General features: G+C 59.6%; 17 protein-coding genes. 4 read left to right on the top strand and 13 right to left on the bottom strand.

Translation table 11 applies throughout. The features are described from left to right. Window positions 1-157: 157 nt before the first annotated feature. The 3 genes from der to ACR0IP_RS00720 are packed head-to-tail and all read right to left on the bottom strand — an operon-like array spanning window position 158 to window position 3,706. Window positions 158-1,621: a ribosome biogenesis GTPase Der gene (der, locus tag ACR0IP_RS00730; RefSeq protein WP_480523249.1), complete on the bottom strand. Its 1,464-nt coding sequence runs from the start codon at window positions 1,619-1,621 to the stop codon at window positions 158-160. 48 nt (window positions 1,622-1,669) lie between these two features. After that, window positions 1,670-2,992 (bottom strand): PQQ-like beta-propeller repeat protein, encoded by a 1,323-nt coding sequence (locus tag ACR0IP_RS00725; RefSeq protein ID WP_480523247.1) that lies wholly within the window; start codon window positions 2,990-2,992, stop codon window positions 1,670-1,672. A gap of 42 nt (window positions 2,993-3,034) precedes the next feature. Then, window positions 3,035-3,706: a hypothetical protein gene (locus tag ACR0IP_RS00720; protein ID WP_170466010.1), complete on the bottom strand. Its 672-nt coding sequence runs from the start codon at window positions 3,704-3,706 to the stop codon at window positions 3,035-3,037. A 225-nt stretch (window positions 3,707-3,931) separates the two neighbouring features. Between ACR0IP_RS00720 and ACR0IP_RS00715 the strand changes: the two genes are divergently transcribed. Both ACR0IP_RS00715 and ACR0IP_RS00710 read left to right on the top strand, forming a co-directional pair. Beyond that, complete coding sequence (locus tag ACR0IP_RS00715) at window positions 3,932-5,164, top strand: efflux RND transporter periplasmic adaptor subunit (RefSeq protein ID WP_170660198.1); 1,233 nt, start codon at window positions 3,932-3,934, stop codon at window positions 5,162-5,164. Beyond that, complete coding sequence (locus tag ACR0IP_RS00710) at window positions 5,161-8,952, top strand: efflux RND transporter permease subunit (protein ID WP_480523245.1); 3,792 nt, start codon at window positions 5,161-5,163, stop codon at window positions 8,950-8,952. Before ACR0IP_RS00715 ends, ACR0IP_RS00710 begins: the two co-directional genes overlap by 4 nt. Window positions 8,953-9,006: 54 nt before the next feature. Here ACR0IP_RS00710 and ACR0IP_RS00705 read toward each other — a convergent pair whose 3' ends face one another. The 3 genes from ACR0IP_RS00705 to ACR0IP_RS00695 form a co-directional block, all read right to left on the bottom strand. Beyond that, window positions 9,007-9,330, bottom strand: a complete 324-nt coding sequence (locus ACR0IP_RS00705; RefSeq protein WP_170766967.1) for a hypothetical protein — start codon at window positions 9,328-9,330, stop codon at window positions 9,007-9,009. Window positions 9,331-9,428: 98 nt separating this feature from the next. Then, window positions 9,429-11,234, bottom strand: a complete 1,806-nt coding sequence (locus ACR0IP_RS00700; protein ID WP_170640856.1) for an ABCB family ABC transporter ATP-binding protein/permease — start codon at window positions 11,232-11,234, stop codon at window positions 9,429-9,431. 77 nt (window positions 11,235-11,311) lie between these two features. Next, on the bottom strand, window positions 11,312-12,781 hold the full coding sequence (locus tag ACR0IP_RS00695; protein ID WP_480523242.1) for a LysM peptidoglycan-binding domain-containing protein: 1,470 nt from the start codon (window positions 12,779-12,781) through the stop codon (window positions 11,312-11,314). A 126-nt stretch (window positions 12,782-12,907) separates the two neighbouring features. Between ACR0IP_RS00695 and ACR0IP_RS00690 the strand changes: the two genes are divergently transcribed. Further along, a complete protein-coding gene (locus tag ACR0IP_RS00690; RefSeq protein ID WP_480523240.1) occupies window positions 12,908-13,447 on the top strand; it encodes an LOG family protein in 540 nt (179 codons plus the stop codon). A 36-nt stretch (window positions 13,448-13,483) separates the two neighbouring features. On the opposite strand, the gene ACR0IP_RS00685 is transcribed toward ACR0IP_RS00690, so the two are convergent. From ACR0IP_RS00685 to ACR0IP_RS00675, 3 genes are all read right to left on the bottom strand, one after another. Next, window positions 13,484-13,942, bottom strand: coding sequence for a baeRF12 domain-containing protein (locus tag ACR0IP_RS00685; protein WP_170639532.1), 459 nt, complete (start codon window positions 13,940-13,942; stop codon window positions 13,484-13,486). A 235-nt stretch (window positions 13,943-14,177) separates the two neighbouring features. Beyond that, window positions 14,178-14,963 carry an ABC transporter permease subunit gene (locus tag ACR0IP_RS00680; protein WP_480523238.1) on the bottom strand — a complete coding sequence of 262 codons (786 nt, stop codon included), beginning with the start codon at window positions 14,961-14,963 and terminating at the stop codon, window positions 14,178-14,180. 185 nt (window positions 14,964-15,148) lie between these two features. Then, window positions 15,149-15,748, bottom strand: a complete 600-nt coding sequence (locus tag ACR0IP_RS00675; RefSeq protein ID WP_480523236.1) for a superoxide dismutase — start codon at window positions 15,746-15,748, stop codon at window positions 15,149-15,151. A 100-nt stretch (window positions 15,749-15,848) separates the two neighbouring features. Between ACR0IP_RS00675 and ACR0IP_RS00670 the strand changes: the two genes are divergently transcribed. Then, complete coding sequence (locus ACR0IP_RS00670) at window positions 15,849-16,610, top strand: FkbM family methyltransferase (protein ID WP_480523234.1); 762 nt, start codon at window positions 15,849-15,851, stop codon at window positions 16,608-16,610. Window positions 16,611-16,719: 109 nt separating this feature from the next. On the opposite strand, the gene ACR0IP_RS00665 is transcribed toward ACR0IP_RS00670, so the two are convergent. From ACR0IP_RS00665 to ACR0IP_RS00650, 4 genes are all read right to left on the bottom strand, one after another. Beyond that, on the bottom strand, window positions 16,720-17,286 hold the full coding sequence (locus ACR0IP_RS00665) for a sarcosine oxidase subunit gamma (protein WP_480523232.1): 567 nt from the start codon (window positions 17,284-17,286) through the stop codon (window positions 16,720-16,722). Further along, entirely contained in the window at window positions 17,279-20,308 is a 3,030-nt protein-coding gene (locus ACR0IP_RS00660) for a sarcosine oxidase subunit alpha family protein (RefSeq protein ID WP_480523230.1), read from the bottom strand. Before ACR0IP_RS00660 ends, ACR0IP_RS00665 begins: the two co-directional genes overlap by 8 nt. Before the next feature lie 43 nt (window positions 20,309-20,351). Next, window positions 20,352-20,681 (bottom strand): sarcosine oxidase subunit delta, encoded by a 330-nt coding sequence (locus tag ACR0IP_RS00655; RefSeq protein ID WP_170374095.1) that lies wholly within the window; start codon window positions 20,679-20,681, stop codon window positions 20,352-20,354. A 277-nt stretch (window positions 20,682-20,958) separates the two neighbouring features. Then, window positions 20,959-22,203, bottom strand: coding sequence for a sarcosine oxidase subunit beta family protein (locus ACR0IP_RS00650; protein ID WP_170374096.1), 1,245 nt, complete (start codon window positions 22,201-22,203; stop codon window positions 20,959-20,961). Window positions 22,204-22,368: the final 165 nt, after the last annotated feature.

The raw sequence follows: 22,368 nt of genomic DNA, 5'->3' as shown, positions 1-22,368 counted from the left end.
CCTCTCCCACGATGGCCCGTTTAAATGAGAAGCAAAAGGAATTCAGACCCGCCGCAGGACGGACCGCGCACAGGAAACAAATGCACGCTCCTGAATGCTAGCGTGCAGAAAGGGCGCTGTCACGCCCTTGCGCTGAAAATGCTGAAAATTGGCGCAGTTACGCGCGTCCCTTGAGATGTTTAGCCAAGGCACCGGCGTTTTTCTTGCGCCGCCCTTTATAGGGGTTCTTGTCACCTTGCCCACGCAGCGTCAGACGGATCGGCGTACCGGGCATGTCAAAATCCTCGCGCAGGCCGTTGACCAGATAGCGAGTATAGCTGGCCGGCATCTTGTCGGGATGAGAGCACATCACGACAAAGCCCGGCGGCCGCGTTTTTGCCTGGGTCATGTAGCGCAGCTTGATGCGGCGTCCTTGCGGGGCTGGCGGCGGGTGCTGCTCGAGCATTGCGGTCAGCCAGCGGTTCAGCGCGGCGGTGGGTACCCGGCGGTTCCAGATATCATGCGCACGCAAGATGGCGGCGCGCAAACGTTCCAGCCCCCGGCCCGTTTTGGCCGACACGGTGATCAGAGGTGCGCCCCGCAGTTGCGGCAGCAGCCGGTCGAAGGACTCTTTGAGTTCGCGCAGCTTCTCCTGCTTGTTTTCCTCAACGTCCCATTTGTTGACGGCTACGACGACCGCACGGCCTTCCCGCTCGGCCAAATCGGCGATCCGCAGGTCTTGTTGCTCGAACGGAATGGCCGCATCCAGCAGGACGACAACGACTTCGGCGAATTTAACCGCGCGCAGACCGTCCGAGACCGAGAGCTTTTCGAGCTTTTCTTGAACTTTCGCCTTTTTGCGCATGCCCGCAGTGTCGAAAATCCGCATCGGAGTGCTTTCGCCATCCGGATCGGCCCAATCGACCCGAAGACTGATCGCGTCACGGGTGATCCCAGCCTCGGGGCCGGTCAGAAGGCGATCCTCGCCCATGATTTTATTGATCAGGGTGGATTTACCTGCATTCGGGCGGCCTACGACGGCAACCTGCAACGGCTTCGCTGCGGTGATCAGAGGGGTTTCGCCCTCTCCATCCTCATCCAGCTCGATATCCACTACAGGGGCTTCGTCTTCGGCCTCTTCCTCAGCCGCATCTGCCAGAGGCATCAGCTGGGCGTAAAGGTCAGTCATCCCCTCGCCATGCTCGCCGGAAAGGCGCACTGGTTCGCCGAGGCCAAGGTTATAGGCCTCAAGAACACCGGCATCAGCAGCCGACCCTTCGGCTTTGTTGGCCGCCAAAATCACGTGTTTGGAGCGTTTGCGCAAAATCTCTGCAAACATCTCGTCGGTCGGGGTTAGACCGGTGCGCGCGTCGATCATGAAGAGGCAGACATCTGCCATATCCACCGCGCGCTCGGTCAGACGGCGCATGCGGCCCTGAAGGCTATCATCAGTCGCGTCCTCAAGACCCGCCGTGTCGATCACGGTGAACCGCAGATCACCCAGCCGCCCTTCACCTTCGCGCAGGTCGCGCGTCACGCCGGGCTGGTCGTCGACCAAGGCCAGACGTTTGCCCACGAGGCGGTTGAACAATGTGGATTTGCCCACGTTCGGGCGGCCCACGATGGCGAGGGTCAGCGACATGATACTCAACTTTCAAGACTCAGACGCGCCCTTTAGCGCATCTTTTGGTCAACGGAAAGCGTGTAGATCACCTTTGGTCGACACGACATACAGTGTTTGTCCGGCAACGACAGGCGCGGTGGTCGCGCCTCCGGGGACTTCGACCTGATGCACAAGCGCCCCGTTCACCGGGTTGAAGAACCGCAGGAACCCGTCATTCGAGGCGATCACAATGCGCCCTCCGGCCAGGATCGGGCCATAATGGGCCACGATCGGACCGCGACGGTTTGGTTTGTCCTTTACAAAGCCCGGTAGGTCCTGCGCCCAGATCACCGAACCATCGGCGCTGTTCAAGCGGACCAGCTGGCTGCGATCGCTGATCAGGAAGATGCTGTTGCCTGCGGGCCAGACGGTATCAACCGCGCCTTCATCTGCAGTCCAGCGGCGCTCACCTGTTCCCGCGTCAAATGCAACGGTGCGCCCAGAGTGGTTACCGATGAAGATGGTATCACCGACCACCATCGGGCTGCCGGTCACATCGACAATTCGAGCTGTGGCGCGCCCACGACGCCCCCCTGCCACCGAGGCATTCCAACGGCTGATCCCGCCCCGCTTGAATGTTGCGGCGATATCACCCGAACCAAAGGCAAAGACAGCTAGGTCCGAGGTCACAACTGGCGCAGGTGCGCCCAGAACGTTGCCGACGCTAGGGGTACCCTCAATCTGCCATTGGATGCGGCCATCCTTTGTGTCGACGGTCCAACCGGTTTCATCCCCAGCGACGAGGTACAGCAGCCCGTTACTCACCAAAGGCGCGCCACTGCCAGTTGCGTTCAGGCGCTTCTGCCACCGGATCGCGCCGGTCTTTGCATCCAACGCCGTCAGACGGCCAAAACCGGAGGAGACATAGAGAACGCCCCCCGAATAGGCCATACCACCGCCCGTGGCATCCGCGTCTCCGTCGGTTGCTGGAATCAGATTGGTGCTCCAGGCGACCTGTCCCTGCGGTGTCACCGCCGAAACCGTCGCCCCTGCGTCAAGCGTGTAGACCAGCCCCCCCGCAACAACCGGGTCTGCCGTAATTCGTTGTTTGCGGGAATCGCCATCCCCAATCGAGGCCGACCAAATACGTTGAGGTGTCGCACGCAGCGAAGCATTTGACGTCCGGAAGGCGGGCGTTCCGGGACTTTGCGGCCAGCTTGCATTGGCGCTCTGCGATGGAAGACTAATCGGCTGCGAGCCGCTTTTGGCGACCGTTTCGAGGTCTGAGGCGGGTCGGATATCCTCACGCTCGCCGGGCAAGATCTGTTCGGGTTCTTCACAAGCGGTCAGAGCGGTCAGGGCCAGTGCCGCAATCGGCAGTCCCACGCGAGAGAAAAGTCTTGTTACCATTTTTATCCGAACTCGCCTGTCATTAACCTGTGTTCCGCCCGATCAACCCTGCTGAGCGACCAATGGCTCGGGCTCAGCGCCAAGTGCAACAATCAATTGCGCCGCGCGTTGTTGCAGATCCACGCTGACCTCTGCGTCCTGACGCAGCGCTTGCAACCGTTCCAACGCGGCATCCGTATCACCCTCGGCGATGTCTATCAGGGCCAGTTGCTCTTGAGCCAGAAGGCGCAGCGGGGCGCCGGGTGCGGCCAAAGCCTCGAACTGTTGTCGCCGATCTGCAGCGGGCATTGTGTCGGATTGAAGCAGCAGTGCCTTGAAGCTTGCAATGGCACGATAAATCTCGGGCAGATCGCCCTGAACGGCCACAGCATTCAGACTGTCGACTGCATCCTGCCGGGAATCAGCATCGAGCTGTGAAGCCGACAGAAGCATGTTGCGCACAGCCTCACCACCCGGCGTCAGTACGTCCACCTGCTCAAGGCCAGCGACGCGTGCGGCCGTATCGTTTTCCGCCAGCGCGGCCAGAATGTCATCGCCCAGCTTCTGAGCCTGCGACGTGTCCCGCGCCTTGCGGTATTCGTTGAAGGCGGCCCCACCGACGATCAGCACGACGGCAACAACACCGACCCAGCCCCAACGCCGCAAAAGCAGATACAGCCGGTCGCGGCGCACCTCTTCTGTGACCTCATCAATGAAACTGTCGGTATCGCTCATACCTGCCCCCGGGCTGTGTATCCTGTCTTGGTGGGCCATGTCATACCCCGGCACCACGGCCAAGCCAAGGGTCGGATTTTGCACAATTCCGCTGACTGCATGCGCCCTTGCGAAAAAAAATAAACCGAACTAATCAGTTTAGCGTAGAAAATACACAAGCCGACGCCCATCTTTCACTATACTACCCCGGTCTAAGCCGGCGAATTTTTTAAGGAGACCAGCTTTATGCGTCTGATTTCATTCATCAATGCCGCCTTGGTGATTGTCGCGCTGTATTTCCTTGTTTTTGAGCGTGACGCGCTGTTCGCCTTTGCAGGCAGAGGTGACGTAGAGGAAAGCACCCCATCAGAGACCGAAGAGGCGGTGGTTTCGCTAGCTAATGAAAATGCTGTGCGCGTGGTCGCCCTGCGCTCGGTCGCGCGCGAGATTGACAGCGCCGTCCTGCTGCGTGGCCAGACAAAAGCCAACCGTCAGGTCGAAGTGCTGGCCGAGACGACCTCGACCGTAATCTCAGAACCTATGCGCCGCGGTGCTTTTGTTGAGGCAGGCGATCTGCTGTGTGAGCTTGATCCCGGCACCCGTCCCGCCAGCCTAGCCGAAGCGAAGGCAGGCAAGCTTGAGGCCGAAAGCCGCATCCCCGAGGCCGAGGCGCGTCTGGAAGAAGCACATGCCCTTGTGGCCGAGGCAGATATCAACCTGAAAGCGGCCCGCAAACTGTCAGAGACGGGCTTTGGCTCAGAAACCCGCCGCGTCTCCTCCGAGGCCGCGATGAGCAGCGCCGAGGCAGGTATCAAATCGGCTGAAGCCGGGCTGGAAGCCACCCGCGCCGGAATCGAATCCGCCGCTGCCGAGGTTGAAGCTGCCCAACGTGAAATGGATCGGCTGACGATCGAGGCCCCGTTTCAGGGCCTGCTGGAAAGCGACACCGCCGAATTGGGCAGCCTGATGCAACCCGGGACGCTCTGCGCCACGATCATCCAGCTGGACCCGATCAAGCTTGTTGGATTCGTGCCCGAGACCGAAGTTAACCGCGTTCAGGTCGGGGCGCTGGCCTCGGCCCAACTGGTCACCGGTCGTCAGGTCGAAGGCCGCGTGACCTTCCTCAGCCGCTCGGCAGATGAGACGACCCGCACCTTTGAGGTCGAGATCACCGTACCGAATGAAGATCTGACCATTCGTGATGGCCAGACAGCGACAATCCGTATCTCGGCCGAAGGGGCCAAGGCGCATCTGCTGCCGCAATCGGCTCTGACCCTCAGCAACGAAGGGCAGCTTGGCGTGCGCACCGTCGGCGCGGGCGATGTGGTCGATTTCATGCCGGTCCGCGTGTTGCGCGACACGGCCGAGGGCGTTTGGATCGACGGTCTGCCTGAAACCACGGACATCATTGTGGTCGGGCAGGAGTTCGTCGTCAAAGGCGTCACCGTGAACCCGACCTATCAGGAGGTCACGCAATGACGGGTATCGTTAGCTGGGCCGCCGACCGGGCCCGCATGGTTCTGGCCTTCATCCTGATTTCGCTGGTCATCGGCGGGTTCGCCTATGTCAATCTACCGAAAGAGGGCGAGCCGGATATCGAGGTCCCTGCCCTGTTCGTATCGGTCGTCTTCCCCGGAATCTCGGCTGAGGATTCCGAGAATCTGCTGGTCAAGCCGATGGAGACCGAACTGGCAGATTTGGACGGTCTCAAAGAGATGACCGCGACCGCCGCCGAGGGCTATGCAGGCCTGTTCCTTGAGTTCGAATTCGGCTGGGACAAGACCGCGATCACCGCCGATGTCCGCGATGCGATGAACAGCGCACAAGCCGAGTTTCCCGACGGGGCCGAGCAATACTCGCTGAGTGAGCTGAACTTCTCCGAATTCCCCATCGTCATCGTCAACCTGACCGGCGCGGTGCCCGAACGAACCATGGCGCGCATCGCCAAGGACCTGCAGGACGATATCGAAGCGCTGGACTCCGTGCTTGAGGCTGGGATCGCAGGCAATCGCGATGAGCTACTTGAGGTCATCATCGACCCATTGCGTCTTGAGGCCTACAACGTCACCGCCAATGAGCTGATCACGGTTGTGCAAAACAACAACCAGTTGATCGCAGCGGGCGAAGTGGACAGCGCTCAAGGTGCTTTTTCGGTTAAGATCCCATCGTCCTTCAAAACCGCGCAGGACGTGTACGGCTTGCCCATCAAGGTCAACGGCGACCGGGTCGTCACGCTGGGTGAATTGGCCGAAATCAACTACACGTTTGAGGATCGTGAAGGCACGGCCCGGTTCGACAATGTGCCAACCGTCGCGTTGCAGGTGGTGAAGCGTAAGGGCTTCAACCTGATCGATACGGTCGAGCAGGTCAAAGCCACGATTGCCGAAGCGCAAACCAAATGGCCCGCTGAATTGCAGGCGGCGGTGGACGTGGGAACCTCGAACGACCAAAGCCGGATCGTTGGGTCCATGGTCAGCCAGTTGGAAGGCTCGGTCCTGACGGCGATTGCACTGGTGATGATCGTCGTCCTGGCCTCGCTGGGGTCGCGGGCAGCACTGTTGGTGGGCTTTGCGATTCCGACCTCGTTCCTACTGTGCTTTGCCTTTCTCGCGGTCATGGGGGTCAGCATTTCGAACATCGTGATGTTCGGTCTGATCCTGGCCGTTGGTATGCTGGTGGATGGCGCGATCGTTGTGGTCGAATACGCCGACAAACGCATCAAAGAGGGGGTCGGCCCGATGCATGCCTATGTCGAGGCGGCGCAGCGCATGTTCTGGCCCATCGTCTCCTCCACGGCCACGACCCTCTGTGCCTTCCTGCCGATGCTGTTCTGGCCCGGTATTCCGGGTGAGTTCATGGGCATGCTACCGGTCACGCTGATCTTTGTTCTCTCCGCGTCGCTGATCGTGGCCCTGATCTACCTGCCGGTTATGGGCGGCGTCTCGGGCCGGTTGAGCCGCATCTTCGACCGAGCCTCTGACTGGTTGCGCGGTCGCACGCCTTGGTGGCTGCGCGCCGTTCTAGTCCCCCCGTCCTTCTATCTGGTCTTCCTCGGCGCAATGCAGGTGCTGAACCCCTCCTATCTGGTCGAGGGCGGTGGTTCGCTCCTTGGGGCCGTTCTGATGATCCTCGGAGCCTTCGCCGGGTCGGTCACATTGGGTGCGGCCCGGATCGAGCGCAAACCCGACACCAAGGTTCACACGACAAAGGAACACACGCCCTTCGGCTATGTCATCAAGTTCCTCGTTGGCAATCCGGTGATGCCGATCGTCTCGATCGCAGCAGTTATCATGGCTGTGATGACCGTGATTTCGGTGTTCGGCGAAAACAACCGGGGCGTTGAGTTCTTCGTCGAAAGCGAGCCGGAACAGGCCACGGCTTACGTCCGCGCGCGGGGCAACCTTTCGTTGATGGAAAAAGACGCCATGGTGCTGGCCGCCGAACAGGTGATTTCCGCGCACCCGGCCGTGATCAACGTCTTCTCGTTTGCGGGCGAAGGTGGGCTGACGCAGAACAATGGCGGCGCGCAAGACCCGGCAGACACGGTTGGACGCGTCCAGTTCGAAATCATCCCATGGGAAGACCGCCCCAACGTCTCGGAGCCCATTCTGGGCGGGCTGTTCGACCGGCATTTCATCGCCCCCGAATATGATGGTGACTATGTTCTGGAAGAACTGAACACCCAACTGGCCGAGCTGCCCGGTTTCGAGGTTGAGATTCTGGCGCTGGAACAAGGCCCCGCCTCGGCCAAGCCCGTGCATCTGCGGATCAAGGGCGACGGGTGGGAGCCGCTGACTGCTGCTACTGTCGCCGCCCGAGAGGTTTTCGACACGACCCCCGGCCTGATCAAGATAGAAGACACTCTGCCCCTGCCCGGCATCGACTGGCAGATCGACGTTGACGTCGCCAAAGCAGGCCGATTTGGCGCCGATGTGGCCACTGTTGGGGCCATGGTGCAGCTGGTCACGCGCGGTATTCTTCTGGGCGAGATGCGCCCCGACACCACGGATGAAGAGATCGAGATCCGCGTCCGCCTACCCGAAGAAGATCGCGTCCTGTCAACGCTGGACACGTTGAAGGTGCGCACGGCGGACGGCCTCGTGCCTCTTTCCAACTTCGTCACCCGTCAGCCGGTCGCCAAACTGGCTGAAATCAACCGTGTTGATCAGGAACGCTATTATGACGTCAAAGCCGATGTCGAAGCTGGCCTGAGCAAAGCAGTGGTCGCTGGACCAGACGGTGGCGAAAAGCGCTTGGCCGTTCTGCGCGCGGTTGCGGATGGGGCTGAGCCGTCCTCCGTCGCGATAACAGCGCCCAATGGGAAGCAATACGATCTGGTGCAACTGACCGGGGTTGAAACGACCGAGGAATTGCGTACCGCTGTTGAAAATGGGGAGGCCAGCATCGCGCCGATCAATCCCAATGAACGTATTGCCGTCCTGACCGAATGGTTGAACTCCAACCCGTTCGACCCTTCGATCACATGGGAGTGGACCGGTGATCAGGAAGAACAGGCCGAAAGCCAGGCCTTCCTATCCAGCGCGTTTCTGGCGGCCCTGGGGCTGATGTTCGTGATCCTGCTGGCGCAGTTCAACAGCTTCTACAACTCTGTTCTGGTTTTGCTGGCGGTTGTACTGTCCACAACCGGCGTTCTGATCGGGATGCTGGTGATGGAGCAACCCTTCTCGATCATCATGACCGGTACAGGGATCGTCGCTCTGGCTGGGATTGTTGTGAACAACAACATCGTTCTGATCGACACCTATCAGGAATACAGCCGCTACATGCCGCGGATCGACGCGATTGTGCGTACGGCTGAGGCTCGGATTCGCCCCGTTCTGCTGACAACGCTGACCACAATGGCCGGTCTGACGCCAATGATGTTTGGCCTGTCGCTGGACTTCATCAATGGCGGCTACACGATCGACAGCCCCACAGCACTGTGGTGGAAACAGCTGGCCACCGCCGTTGTCTTTGGCCTCGGCATCGCCACCGTACTGACCCTGATCGTGACGCCATCGATGCTGGCCCTGCGGGTCTGGGTGACAACCTATGCCATCTGGCTGGGCAAACTTCTGGCGCGGGTCACAGCAGGCCGATCAAGCCAGATTGCGCAAGACATGGCCATCGGACAAAGCGCACGAGCCGCGCAAGCAACCGAGATCGTCTGGGACGAGCAGCCTGCGCCTCGGCCCGAGCAGGCTACAGGGACGGAAAAGGACCACCCGACCATCCCGCCTGGGTCACCGCTAAAAGCAGCCGAATAACCAACAAAAAATGGCGAGCCGATGGCCCGCCATTTTTGTTTCTTCAAACGTTTTCTATTCCGAGAATGCGTATTCGCCCAGATCGCACAGGTCCAGGTCGTAGTCCTCAACCGCGCTGCCGTCATCAAACACGCCGCGAATATCATAGACGCAGGTCACAAGCCCATCCGCGATCAACACATCGATCTCATAGTCTGGCGCGAGGTATCCTCCCTGCAGAAGGTTACCCTCCCAGCTGCCGGATGAGGCCGGGGAGACATTGAATTCGACCAGATCCGCACTGGTTTCATTGACCAGCATAAACTCCAGATCTTCGGCTGACGCGGCAGATGCTGCGAGCGTCAAACCGAGTGTCAAGGATGCGACGATTTTCTTCATTCTTTGCTCTTTCCTGTTCGATGGCAAAACCAAACCTGACGCGATAATGCGCTACTTGGGGTTTCAACCAGTGGACGAGTCGCGTCAAACAGAAATTCTCAGGCAGCCTGTGTGTCGGCCTGCTGGCGGCTCCACAATTGGGCGTAGCGACCTTCGCGCGCCAATAGCGCATCATGGGTGCCCTGCTCGATGATCTCACCGCTTTCCAGAACCACAATCTGGTCGGCCTCGGCAATCGTGCTCAGACGGTGCGCGATGGTGATCACGGTCCGCCCTTCTCCTGCACGGGCCAGAGCATCCTTGATCTCCTGCTCAGTATCGGTGTCGAGGGCCGAGGTAGCTTCATCCAGCAACAGAATAGGCGGGTTCTTGAGCAGCGTCCGAGCGATGCCGACACGCTGCTTTTCTCCGCCTGACAGCTTGAGCCCACGCTCACCCACCTTGGTGTCATACCCTTCGGGCAGTGACGCGATGAAGTCGTGGATTTGTGCTGCACGCGCGGCCTCTTCCACATCGGCCTGCGTTGCGCCGTCGCGGCCATAGGCAATGTTGTAGCGGATGGTGTCGTTGAACAGCACCGTGTCCTGAGGCACAACGCCGATGGCCGCATGCAGACTGGTCTGACGTACATCCCGTACGTCCTGACCATCAATCTTCAACGCCCCGCCGGTCACGTCGTAGAACCGAAACAACAAGCGCCCGATGGTGGATTTCCCGGACCCCGTCGCGCCCACAATGGCCACGGTCTGCCCCGCGGGCACTGACAGCGACACCCCTTTGAGGATCTCACGCTCCGGGTCATAGCCAAAGCGCACATCCTGTAGGGTCACCTCGCCTCCATTGACCTTCAGGTCCGGGGCGTCCGGCTTGTCTTTCACCTCGGCGGGCTGTTCCAGCAGATCGAACATCTGGCCCATATCGACCAGCGCCTGCCGGATCTCGCGATACACGGTGCCCAGGAAGTTCAGCGGCACGGTGATCTGAATCATGTAGGCATTCACCATGACGAAATCACCAACGGTGAGCGTGCCGTTCTGGACCCCGATTGCCGCCAGGACCATCACCCCGATTAGGCCACAGGTGATCAGGAAGGACTGCCCAAAATTCAGGAAGGCCAGCGAATAGGCGGTCTTCAAGGCCGCCCCGGCATAGGCCTTCATCGACACGTCATACCGGTTCGCTTCACGCTGTTCGGCGTTGAAATACTTGACGGTTTCGAAATTCAGCAGGCTGTCGATGGCGCGTTGGTTCGCCTCGGTATCCTGATCATTCATCTCGCGGCGCAGCTTCACGCGCCATTCAGTGACGGCAAAGGTGAACCAGATGTAGAGCGCGATGGTGACGGCCACGACGACCAGATACCAGACATCGAACAGCCACATCAGGATGATGGCGACCAGCAGCAGCTCCAAGATCAGTGGCCCGATGGAGAACAGCAGGAACCGCAATAGGAACTCGACACCCTTGACCCCGCGCTCGATGATCCGGCTGAGGCCGCCGGTCCGGCGTCCAACGTGATAGCGCATGGACAGTTGGTGGATATGCTGAAAAGTCTCCAACGCGAGCGCTCGCAAGGCCCGTTGGCCAACGGGGGCAAAGGCTGCATCGCGCAATTGCTGAAAGCCCACGGTCATCATCCGGGCGACACCATAGGCCACCGTCAGCCCCACCGCGCCAAGGGCCAAGGGAGGCACGCCCTCGCCCGCCAAACCATCCACCGCGCCTTTGTAAAGGATCGGCGTATAGACGGCGATCAGCTTGGCTAACACCAGCATCGCCATGGCAATCACAACGCGACGCTTCACCCATGGCTCATCATCAGGCCACATATAAGGCGCGACCTTGCGGATCGTCCGCCAGCCAGAGCGGCGCTCGTCAATTCCAGCCAATTCGTCCGATGTCATGGGGGGCATACGTCGCATTACCTGCCTAGTGTGAAGTGCAATATGGGCCCCGGCCCGAGAAAGGCCAGAGCCTGGGCTTATTCAGGAATGGTGAACACCTGCCCCGGGAAAATCAGGTCCGGGTCACGGATCAGCTCGCGGTTAGCGTCGAACAGGCGGACATATAGCACGCCGTCTCCGAACCTCTCACGCGAGATGGCCCACAGGGTGTCGCCCGCCTGAACCGTGACCGACCGGATCGGTGTAGGGGTTTCCTGCGGTTGCTCCGAAGTCTGAGCCTCGGCCGCCTGCAGCACCTCGACGGGTTCACGTTTGAAAGGCGTTTCAACGCGGCTGAGGACTGTGCCGTCGGAATGCACCTCGTCCACTCGCAGGGTGTAAACGCCGGGGTCGATTCCCTCGAGGTCGCCCCTCCAATTGCCATTCTCTTGCGGGGTCACATCTGCCACCAGACGGTTGTTCAGATAAATCCGTACAGCCGACCCTTCGTTGAGACGGCCTGTCAGTTGCACATCTCCAGTGTCTGAATAGCCGATTGTGTCCAGCTCAACCTGCTGAGGCGCGGCGTTCTCTTCAGACGGGGATTGAACAAGCTCAACCCCATCCTCGCCTGAACGCAGGATGGCAACCTGTTGGTTTTCAGCAGGGGTTTCCATTGCTTCTTCTGGGGCTGACTGAGCCTCAACGACGGTCTCTTCTGTATCCGCACCGGTGTTCTGGGTTTCGGCACCGGCATCTGCAGTTTCTGTAACGGTGTCCTCGGCTTCTGTGCCCGCGTCTGCAGTTTCCGTACTGGCGTCCTCGGCTTCCGTACCCGCGTCTGCGGTTTCCGTACCGGCGTCTGCGGTTTCCGTCGACTGCTCGGGCTCATCATTTGCCACAGTCGTATCTTCCGTCTCAGGCTCAGGATCTTCAGCAACTTCCGGTTCCGATGGCGTTTCCTCAACCGTTGGCGCTGTCTCCTCGAGGGCGGGTTCTGGCAGGGCTGCGATCAGATAGTCGTCGGATCGGACAGTTTCATCCCCATCGGTCGACTGCAGAACAAGGCCGCGTGGATCATCACTGAACGGGACCGCAACAAATTCGGCGAACTGGCCCGTCGCATCGACCGAAAACTGATGTACAACCTCGCCGTTCAGCACCACGTCAACGTCGCTGCCCGGCTCGGCTTCGCCTGACAGCAACGCGCTGCCGTCTGGCGACACGAATATCTGGTCCAAAGCCGGAGGTGTCGTGGGTGCGGCGTCAACCGTTACCTCTTCGGGCTGCGCTTCGGGGTCTTCGGCCGCGGGTTCCTCAGCCTCAACTTCGGCTTCGGCGATAGCCACCTCTGGCTCGGGTGCGGGCTCCTGCGAGGCCTCTTCTTCGGGTGCAACCTCCGGCGCAGGAGTTTCCTCTGCAACCTCAACCTGTTCCTGTACGGGTTCGGGGCTGCTTGAAAACACACCCGACAAATACAGACCACCGGCCGCAAGAATTGCCACAAGGCCGACAAGCAGCCCCCAGATGAAGCTGCCCGAGCTTCCGCTTCCCGATGTGCCGTTCATTCTTTCCCTTTCATTCCGCCGCGAAACTGATGTGAGTGACTCGTGTTCCGGCGGACAGTTGAGCCAACCTATCAATCTCGCTATCAGGGGTCAAAACGTCTGAAACAAGCCCGGAGCGCACCTGTCATGTCCCAGAAATCCGTCTGTGTGTATTGCGGGTCACGCAATGGCACCAATCCCGCCTATTCTGACGCCGCCAAACAGTTGGGAACCGCGCTGGCGCAAGAAGGCTGGCGACTGGTCTACGGGGCCGGAGATGTGGGTCTGATGGGGGAAGTCGCGCGCGCCACGCAATCTGCCGGGGGCGAGACCTTCGGTGTTATCCCGGTGCATCTGGTCCAGCGTGAAGTCGGCAAAAGCGACCTGACGCATTACGTGATCACTGAGACGATGCACGAGCGCAAGAAAGTCATGATCATGAATGCGGATGCCGTCGTGGTGCTGCCCGGAGGGCCGGGATCACTGGACGAGCTGTTCGAGGCGCTGACATGGCGGCAGTTGGGCCTGCATGATAAGCCGATTTTGGTGGTGAATGTGGGGGGCTACTGGGATAAGCTCCGCGACCTGCTGGAACAGGTGATCGAACAGGGATTTGCCGATCAATCTCTTTCAAGTTTCGTGACTTGGGTCGAGGATGCCGACGCGGTCATCGCCGCTTTGCGGTAGGCAAAAATGTGGGCGGCCGCGGCCGCCCGTTTTCATTCAAGCCAGACGTGGCGCAGGGCGAAGGCGCTGTTTCAGCACCTGTTCGACCTTGTGAAGCGGGTGGTTGGTCAGGGTTTTATCCACCTCGGCCACGACTTTGGCCAGCACCTCGCTATGTAGCCTGCGACGGAGCAGGCCCAGGACATGTGGGCTGGCCACTAGAACAAGCCTTTGGAATTTGCCTTTCAGCCCTTTGCGGTTCAAAAGATTGGCAAGGTCCTGCACGAACAGCGATTTCGCATGGGATTTCCAGTCCGGCTCCTCAACCGCCGATTTCTGGTTCGGCCCCGGATCAGACCGTCGCCCAGCCCGATCAGTAGGGCGGTCTTGCGCCTCTTGCTCCTCAACCGAAACAACAACCAGATTGGGGTCTTCGGCATCGGTGATGTTCTCGACAAACAGCGCCTTTTCCCCATCCGCGATAACAACCCAGGTTCCCTGTTCAAGTGCAGCCATTATGCTCTCCCGTAGTGGTTTTCATGGCTATCCCTCATGAATTGGGCACAAGTTCTTTGCTACGCGGCCAGAGCGTTCTGGCGCGGTGTTTGCTTGTGCTTCCAAATGGGTGCGGTTCTCTCCCTCCGCTGTATTTACTTAAGCACTGGCGGACCCGGTACAATCCCGTCTCACACCGAAACTTGACGTATCGGCAAGTTTTCACCTGCGCTTCATGTTCGAGTAGATTTCGGCCCTAGTGGATGCCTGCGGTCAGACCCCGCATCAACCATCGCTGCAGCCCAATCACCACAATAGCCGGTGGCACCAGCGCCAAAAGCGCCAGAACCATACCCGCCGTTCCACCGAAGCCCGAATAGGCCATGCCGCGCACCAAAGTGTCATGGTCCTGACTGGTGGTGGTGATCATGATCGGCCAGACATACTGGTTCCATCCCAGCACAAACAGGATCGCAAACACAGCCGCGATCATCGGTAGAGACAGTGGGATAATGATGTCAACCAGCACACGCAGCGGTCCGGCGCCGTCCATCTGGGCAGCCTCCATCACCTCAGTAGGGATCTGGCGCATGTATTGGCGGAACACCAGCACGCCCAGCCCGCTGGCCGTGATCGGCAGGATCATCCCCGCGTAGGAATTGAGCAGCCCAAGATCACTGGCAACGGCGAAGGTCGGCAGGATTCGGGTCTCGATCGGAAAGAACATCGCGATCAGAATCACGCCGTAGATCAACCCGCTGCAGGGCAGTCGAAAGAACACCAGCGCATAGGCGGCCATCATCGACATCACGCTTTTCAAGATGGCAACGCCAAGGGCCAGTACCAGCGAATTCCACATCATCGCCCCTGCCCCAATCCCAGCGCTGCTGAGGCCACCACGCCAGACCCGCTGAACCAAGGCCCAAAACTCGAGCGGATCAAGGGCCGTGAGCAACTGCCAAAGCAGCAGGCAGACCGGCCCGCACATCAAGGCAACGCCCGCCAGAAGAATCGCGTGATCGAGGAGATGGTTTCCACGCAAGCTTGAGGTCCAATCGTCAAAATGGCGGTTTGCCAGTTGGTTACAGCAGGACTGTCACGGTTGAGGCGGTCTCGCAAGGTTTGCTGCGCGGATTGACCAACCGTGCCACATTAAAACCATGCCAATGAAAAAGGCCTGCCAGCGTCTCCGCCAGCAGGCCCTTGTTCCCGAACGGGAAACTCAGATCACATGCGCGATGCGACGTTTTCCCAGTTCACCAGGTTGTCGAGGAAGTTCGACAGGTAAGCCGGACGCTTGTTGCGGAAGTCGATGTAGTAGGAATGCTCCCACACGTCGCAACCCAGCAGAGCGGTCTGACCAAAGCACAGCGGGTTCACGCCGTTTTCGGTTTTGGTCACGGCCAGCGAGCCGTCTGCGTTCTTGACCAGCCATGCCCAGCCCGAGCCGAACTGACCAGCGCCAGCCGCGCTGAACTGCGACTTGAACTCGTCAACCGAGCCGAAGCTTTCGGTCAGCGCATTTTCAAGTTCGCTAGGCATCGCGCTTTCGCCGGGGCCCATCATCTCCCAGAACTGGTTGTGATTCCACAACTGGCTGATGTTGTTGAAGATACCGTTCTGTGCGACGGCGTTTGCGTCGTAGGTACCTACGATGATCTCTTCCATCGACTTGCCGTCCCACTCGGTGCCAGCGATCAGCTTGTTGCCGTTGTCGACATAGGCTTTGTGGTGCAGGTCGTGGTGATATTCCAGCGTTTCGGCGGACATGCCCTTGGCTGCCAGCGCGTCATGTGCATAAGGAAGATCAGGAAGTTCAAAAGCCATGTCGGCCCCCTGTAAAATAAAAGTTGCGGTTCCCAACGGTTAAATGCTTTGGCAACCGCCGCAGGTCAAGGGGCGAGACAATAAAACCCGGAGGTCCGCGATGCTGACACAGGCGCGCAAGATGTTTTACCGCGCCCGCGGATACTATGCTGGGAACCTGAATGGTCAGGCGTTCCGGCTGGATCCCTACCATTCGAAATTCTGGCGTAAAGCCTCGGCCGGAGATTGGGAGCCTGAGACCTTCGCCGTTCTCGATCAGTTCCTGTCCTCGGAAAACGACTATCTGGATATTGGCGCATGGATAGGGCCGACAGTCCTCTATGGAGCGCGCAAAGCCCGCCATGTGTATTGTTTTGAACCCGACCCGACCGCCTTTCGTCATCTGGCCTGGAACTTGGACCTGAACGACATCCGCAATGTCTCGACCTTTGGGGTCGCTCTGTCGGATCAGTTCGGAGTGGCCCGCATGGCCTCAACCCGAGGAGAACCGGGCGATTCCACCAGTTCCCTTTTGCATGACGCAGCGCATGGCACGGATGCTTTGACAATCGCATGGGAGCAGTTCCAGGCTGTCCAGGATTTAAGCCAGGTCTCGCTGGTGAAAATGGATATCGAAGGGGCGGAGTTCTTTGTCCTACCCACGCTTCTGGACTGGCTGAAACAGAAACGTCCCGCCCTGTTTCTGTCCCTTCATGCGCCGCTTCTGGAAGAGGCAGACCGACGTTCCCGTATGGAAGGCCTGCTGGACAGCCTACGCTTCTATAGCCATCTGTGCGACGAAAATAGGCAGCCGGTGACGGTGCAGGCGCTATTGGAACCCACGTCGCTCAATCGCTATCAAACGATCCTTTTGCATGATTGAAACGATCGCCGTTAGAGCCTCGGATCACTCTTAGCTGGTATTTCCAAAGTCAGAACGCAAAAGGCTCCGGCCAAAACCGGAGCCTTTTTTGACATTAGTCGTCGGGTCGTTAGTAAACCCCGACCTCACTGCCCGGCTGCGCCGCAACCTTGAGCAGTTTGAACACATAGTCAGCTGCCGAACGGAAGCAGACAATGCGCAGGGTCTCGGCGTCGTCCATCCAGAAGGCACCAGCCACCTGAGCCAGACGTGACCGGCGGATTTGACCGGGCTGGAAAGCAGCAGGCGACAGATCGACCGGAGCAACCTTGCCCAGAACTTCACGCGCGTTGCTGCCCGAGACTGTGAACACCGCACGGGCGTCCGAGACGTTGACGGCCAACGCATGCGTACCGCCAAGCGCGTTGGTCATCGCGGCCAGTTTGGCCTCGACCTCGGCATAGGGCACAAGCACCAGCAGCTCATCGGTGGACATCCAGCATACGCCGGTATCGCCATTGACCAGAGCCTCACGCTGACCGGGCATTTTCTGCCCGGTTGCATCCTTGACCGCCTTGGCAAGCACCTTATCGGACAGATCACCGCGCAGGGTGATCATGCCCTGCAGGCCGACCTCGGCCACTTTGGCGATGCCGTCGTAGCTGGCGTGGTTCAGTGCGCTGATGGGTTCAGACATTCTGCTTCTCCCCGTCCTTGTCGTAGAAGATCGGATCGACGATCTTGGCTTTGTAGGTTTTGCCATCGGTTCCCGGGAACTCGACAATCTCGCCCATGCGGTCAGGACCGTGTTTGATCAGACCCATGGCGATGCCTTTGCCCAGATTGGCCGAGTAATAGGTCGAGGTGACACGCCCGATCATGTTGCGCTGACCGTTGGCATTGACGCCCTCGCCAACCGCATAGGCACCGTCCGGCAGATCCGATCCATCCACAGTCTCCAGACCGACCAGTTTCCAACGCTCTGGGTCGGCCATATGGGTCCGCGAATGGGCGCGTTTCCCGAGGTAATCCTCTTTCTTCTTGGACAGCGCCCAGTGCAGCCCCAGATCCTGCGGGATCACGGTGCCGTCGGTCTCGTCGCCGATCATGATGAAGCCCTTCTCGGCCCGCAGGATGTGCAGACATTCGGTGCCGTAAGGCATCACGCCGAACTCTTTGCCCGCGTCGATCAGAGCGTCCCAGAACGCCTGACCCTGGCTTGCAGGGACCGCGATCTCATAGGACAGCTCACCCGAGAACGAGATGCGATAGGCCCGCGCGTCGAACGCGCCGATCTTACCGTCACGCCATTCCATGAAGGGCAGCGCTTCTTTCGAGACATCCATGCCGCCACCGGCTTGAGCATTCAGCTTCTCCAGCACCTTGCGGGCGTTGGGGCCAACCACCGCGACCTGACCGTATTGCTCGGTGACGTTGCCGACGTAGACTTTCCAGTCCCACCACTCGGTCTGCAGCCATTCTTCCATGTGGCCATGGATACGCTCGGCACCGCCAGTGGTGGTGTGGCACAGCCATGTATCTTCGTCGATCCGCGCGACAACACCGTCGTCGATCAGGAAGCCGTTCTCTGAGCACATCAGGCCATAGCGACATTTCCCGACCTTCAGCGTGGACATCATGTTGGTGTACATCATGTCCAGGAACTTGCCCGCATCGGGGCCTTTGACGATCAGTTTACCCAGTGTCGAGGCGTCCAGCAGGCCGAGGTTTTCGCGGGTGTTCTTCACCTCACGATTCACCGCGTCATGCACTGATTCACCGGGACGGACATAGGCATAGGTCCGGCGCCAATGGCCGACCGGCTCCCAGTCTGCGCCATTCTGGTCGTGCCAGTTGTGCATCGGGGTCTGGCGGATCGGTTGGAACACCTCGCCACGTGCTTCACCACCGATCGACGCCAGCGAGATAGGCGTATAGGGCGGACGGAACGTCGTGGTACCGACCTTCGGAATCTCGGAATCCAGTGCATCAGCAAGGATCGCCAAGCCGTTGATGTTGCTCAACTTACCCTGATCGGTCGCCATACCCAGCGTGGTGTAACGCTTGGTGTGTTCAACGCTTTCATAACCTTCGCGCGCAGCCAGCTGAACATCCGAGACCTTAACGTCGTTCTGGAAGTCCAACCACGACTTCATGCGCAGCTGGATGTCCGCATTCGCAGGCATCAACCAGACAGCAGCCATCGGAGCCTCAGCCGTAGTTTCACCCATAGGAGCCTTGGTGCGTTTTGCCTTGTAACCGGCCGCCTTCGCCGCTGCTTTGCCTGCGGCATCCGCGTCGGTCAGAACGTCACCGAGAGCCAAAGGACCGTTAGACGAACCTGCGGCGATTACAAAACCCTCGCCATCTGCACCCAGCGGAGGACGCTCGGGGTCGGGGCGGAAATGGGCGTTCGCTTCATCCCAGATCAGCTTGCCGCCGCAATGCGACCACATGTGAACAACCGGAGACCAGCCGCCCGACATGGCGACTGCATCGCATTCGACCTCTTCCCGTGCGCCACCGATACCTTCCTGGTTACAGAGCGCAACTTTTTTGACGCGCTTGCCGCCCTTGACCTTGGCGATGGCCTTGCCGGGATCGACACGGATGCCCAGTTGGCGCGCCTCTTCCGCCAGAGGTCCGGCGCTTGCGCGCGCATCGACCACGCGTAGAACATCCACACCGGCTTTCTTGAGGGCAATCGCGGTGCGGTAGGCGTCGTCGTTGTTGGTCGCAACGATAACGCGGTCGCCCGGGGTCACCCCCCAGTTCACCACATAGTCCCGCATGGCCGAGGCCAGCATCACGCCCGGAACATCGTTGCCCGCGAAAGACAGCGGACGCTCAATCGCGCCGGTTGCTGTTACAATCTGTTTGGCACGGATGCGCCATAGGCGGTGACGAGGGCCTTGCACGCCCGGAGTGTGGTCCGTCAGGCGCTCGTAACCCAGTACGTAACCGTGGTCATAGACCCCTGCCCCCATGCAGCGATTGCGCAGGATGACGTTGTCCATTGTTTCGAGTTCAGAAACTAATTGTTCCACGAACTTATCCACAGGCTCACCGTCAATCGTGCCGCCATCAACCGGAGCACGACCGCCCCAATGCGCAGTCTGCTCGATCAGCATGACCTTGGCACCGGATTGAGCAGCCGTTTTGGCCGCCTGCAGACCGGCAACACCGCCACCGATCACCAGTACATCGGTGAAGTGATAGAAATGCTCATAAGTGTCTGCGTCACGGTTGTCCTTGTCGGGCGCTTTGCCCAGACCGGCGGACTGACGGATGAACGGCTCGTAGACGTGTTTCCAGAACGGCTTCGGATGGATGAACATCTTGTAATAGAAGCCCGCCGGGAGGAAACGCGACAGATGGGTGTTGATCGAACCAATGTCGAACTCGAGGTTCGGCCAGTGGTTCTGCGAAACGGATGTCAGACCGTTGAACAGCTCGGTCGTGGTGGCGCGCTGGTTCGGTTCGAACCGGTTGCCTTCGCCCAGACCGACCAGAGCGTTCGGCTCTTCCGCACCACTGGCGACGACGCCGCGTGGACGGTGGTATTTGAACGACCGGCCCATCATCATCTGGTCATTGGCCAGCAGGGCAGATGCAAGGGTATCGCCTTCGTAGCCCTGCATCGAGGTGCCGTTGAAGGTAAAGGTAACCTGTTTCGACCGGTCAATCAGCCGGCCTTGATTTGCGAGACGGGTGCTCATGTTGCGGACCTTTCGCAGGCGGAATTAAGGTTGGCTGGGCGGATCATTTAAACTCTCTCCACGTCCAGCCGGGACGCTTGGCTGTGATCGCGTCCTTGATCTCTTGCGGTGGCTCGGTGGTCTGAGCCGGATATGTGCCGAACACCTCAAGCGTGTTGGTGCAGCGCGCCGCGTGGAACCACTTGCCACAGCCATTTGCGTGGCGCCAACGTTCGAAATGAACGCCTTTTGGGTTCTCACGCATGAACAGGTAGTCGTGGAATTCATCATCCGACGAGCCGGGGCCAAAGCGCTTCAGATGCGCTTCGCCGCCAGCGGCCAGTTCAGTTTCTTCGGCATCGACGCCGCAATAGGGGCAATTCAGGATCAGCATCGTGCCACTCCTCGCTTGAAATTTTGCAACCACAGGCCCAAGTGCTCAGTATGGATATTGGACCAATTCTTACGCTCACCATTGCGATCTTTGTTTTCGTCGCAGGCTGCTGGCTTTTTTTGAGAAGACAAACTCACAAAAAGCCATTGGAACAAACTCATACGCCGCATTCGCCCGGCAGCGGGTACGACCGAGCGGAGGCAATCCGAAACGGTGTAATGGGTGACAACGGGCATGATCGTTAACCCCAACCGAAAGCATGTTTCCGGTTTAACCATCAGTGCGCCACCCCGGCGGCGACGCTTTCGTCGATGAAGCGACCCTCTTTGAAGCGGTCCATCGAGAAGGCCTCGGTCAGTGGTGAATGACCTGTCGCCATCAGCTGTGCCATACCCCAGCCCGAGCCCGGAATGGCCTTGAAGCCACCGGTTCCCCAACCTGCGTTGATGAAACAGCCCTGAAGCGGCGTTTTCGACAGGATCGGAGACCGGTCGCCGGTCATATCCACAATCCCGCCCCACTGACGCAGCATTTTCAGGCGCGAGATCATTGGGAAGGTCTCGACCAGTGCGCGGACGGTTTCCTCGATGTGATGGAAGCTGCCACGCTGGGTGAAGTTGTTGAACCCGTCGGTACCGCCGCCGATCACCATCTCGCCCTTGTCGGACTGCGACATGTAGCCGTGAACAGTGTTGGCCATCACGACCACGTCCATGCAGGGCTTGATCGGCTCGGACACCAGGGCCTGCAGCGCAACGGCTTCCAGCGGCAAGCGGAAGCCTGCCATCTCGGCCAGCTGTCCGGAATGGCCCGCAACCACGATCCCCAGCTTGTCGCAGTCGATCGCGCCCTTGGTTGTATCAACGCCAACAACGCGACCATTGTCCGAGCGTACGCCGGTGACTTCGCATTTCTGAATGATGTCCATGCCCATGGCCGAACAGGCGCGTGCATAGCCCCAAGCCACTGCATCGTGACGCGCAGTGCCGCCGCGTTCCTGCCAAAGGCCACCCAGAACCGGATAGCGCGGACCGTCCAGATTGATGATCGGCACCAGCTCTTTCACGCGTTCGGGTCCGATCCACTCGGTCTTCACGCCCTGCAGCGCGTTGGCATGCGCCGTGCGCTGGTAGCCGCGAATTTCGTGCTGGGTCTGCGCCAGCATGATCACGCCGCGCGGGCTGAACATGATGTTATAGTTCAGGTCCTGACTCAGGTCCTCATAGAGGCCCCGCGCCTTTTCATAGAGCGCCGCTGAAGGATCCTGCAGGTAGTTCGACCGGATGATGGTCGTGTTCCGGCCCGTGTTCCCGCCGCCCAGCCATCCTTTTTCGATGATGGCGACGTTCTGGATGCCGTAGTTTTTACCAAGGTAGTAGGCGGTCGCCAGACCATGCCCCCCGGCACCGACGATGATGACGTCGTATTTTTTCTTTGGCTCGGGCGAGCGCCATGCGCGCTCCCATCCGGTGTGATAGCGCAACGCTTCGCGCGCGACAGCAAAGGCTGAATAGTGTTTCATAAGCGAATCCATCCGGTTCGGTGATTGGCGCAGGTATGCCGCGTCGACCGGGTATATCCACGCCGGTCAACGCCGCAATATAGCACTATTGCGACATGTGGCACATTCGCGGCCATTTGTCCCTTTTTTTAGGCGGCCCGCAGGTCTAAGTCAGGGCAGAATTTC

This window comes from Ruegeria sp. AL11, assembly GCF_056540865.1.
This window is presented reverse-complemented; position numbering and strand designations above follow the sequence as displayed.

Bases quoted from the DNA above. Each gene is read 5' to 3' on its own strand.
- der (WP_480523249.1), bottom strand. From the start codon at position 1,621: ATGTCGCTGACCCTCGCCATCGTGGGCCGCCCGAACGTGGGCAAATCC.
- ACR0IP_RS00725 (WP_480523247.1), bottom strand. From the start codon at position 2,992: ATGGTAACAAGACTTTTCTCTCGCGTGGGACTGCCGATTGCGGCACTG.
- ACR0IP_RS00720 (WP_170466010.1), bottom strand. From the start codon at position 3,706: ATGAGCGATACCGACAGTTTCATTGATGAGGTCACAGAAGAGGTGCGC.
- ACR0IP_RS00715 (WP_170660198.1), top strand. From the start codon at position 3,932: ATGCGTCTGATTTCATTCATCAATGCCGCCTTGGTGATTGTCGCGCTG.
- ACR0IP_RS00710 (WP_480523245.1), top strand. From the start codon at position 5,161: ATGACGGGTATCGTTAGCTGGGCCGCCGACCGGGCCCGCATGGTTCTG.
- ACR0IP_RS00705 (WP_170766967.1), bottom strand. From the start codon at position 9,330: ATGAAGAAAATCGTCGCATCCTTGACACTCGGTTTGACGCTCGCAGCA.
- ACR0IP_RS00700 (WP_170640856.1), bottom strand. From the start codon at position 11,234: ATGACATCGGACGAATTGGCTGGAATTGACGAGCGCCGCTCTGGCTGG.
- ACR0IP_RS00695 (WP_480523242.1), bottom strand. From the start codon at position 12,781: ATGAACGGCACATCGGGAAGCGGAAGCTCGGGCAGCTTCATCTGGGGG.
- ACR0IP_RS00690 (WP_480523240.1), top strand. From the start codon at position 12,908: ATGTCCCAGAAATCCGTCTGTGTGTATTGCGGGTCACGCAATGGCACC.
- ACR0IP_RS00685 (WP_170639532.1), bottom strand. From the start codon at position 13,942: ATGGCTGCACTTGAACAGGGAACCTGGGTTGTTATCGCGGATGGGGAA.
- ACR0IP_RS00675 (WP_480523236.1), bottom strand. From the start codon at position 15,748: ATGGCTTTTGAACTTCCTGATCTTCCTTATGCACATGACGCGCTGGCA.
- ACR0IP_RS00670 (WP_480523234.1), top strand. From the start codon at position 15,849: ATGCTGACACAGGCGCGCAAGATGTTTTACCGCGCCCGCGGATACTAT.
- ACR0IP_RS00665 (WP_480523232.1), bottom strand. From the start codon at position 17,286: ATGTCTGAACCCATCAGCGCACTGAACCACGCCAGCTACGACGGCATC.
- ACR0IP_RS00660 (WP_480523230.1), bottom strand. From the start codon at position 20,308: ATGAGCACCCGTCTCGCAAATCAAGGCCGGCTGATTGACCGGTCGAAA.
- ACR0IP_RS00655 (WP_170374095.1), bottom strand. From the start codon at position 20,681: ATGCTGATCCTGAATTGCCCCTATTGCGGCGTCGATGCCGAAGAAACT.
- ACR0IP_RS00650 (WP_170374096.1), bottom strand. From the start codon at position 22,203: ATGAAACACTATTCAGCCTTTGCTGTCGCGCGCGAAGCGTTGCGCTAT.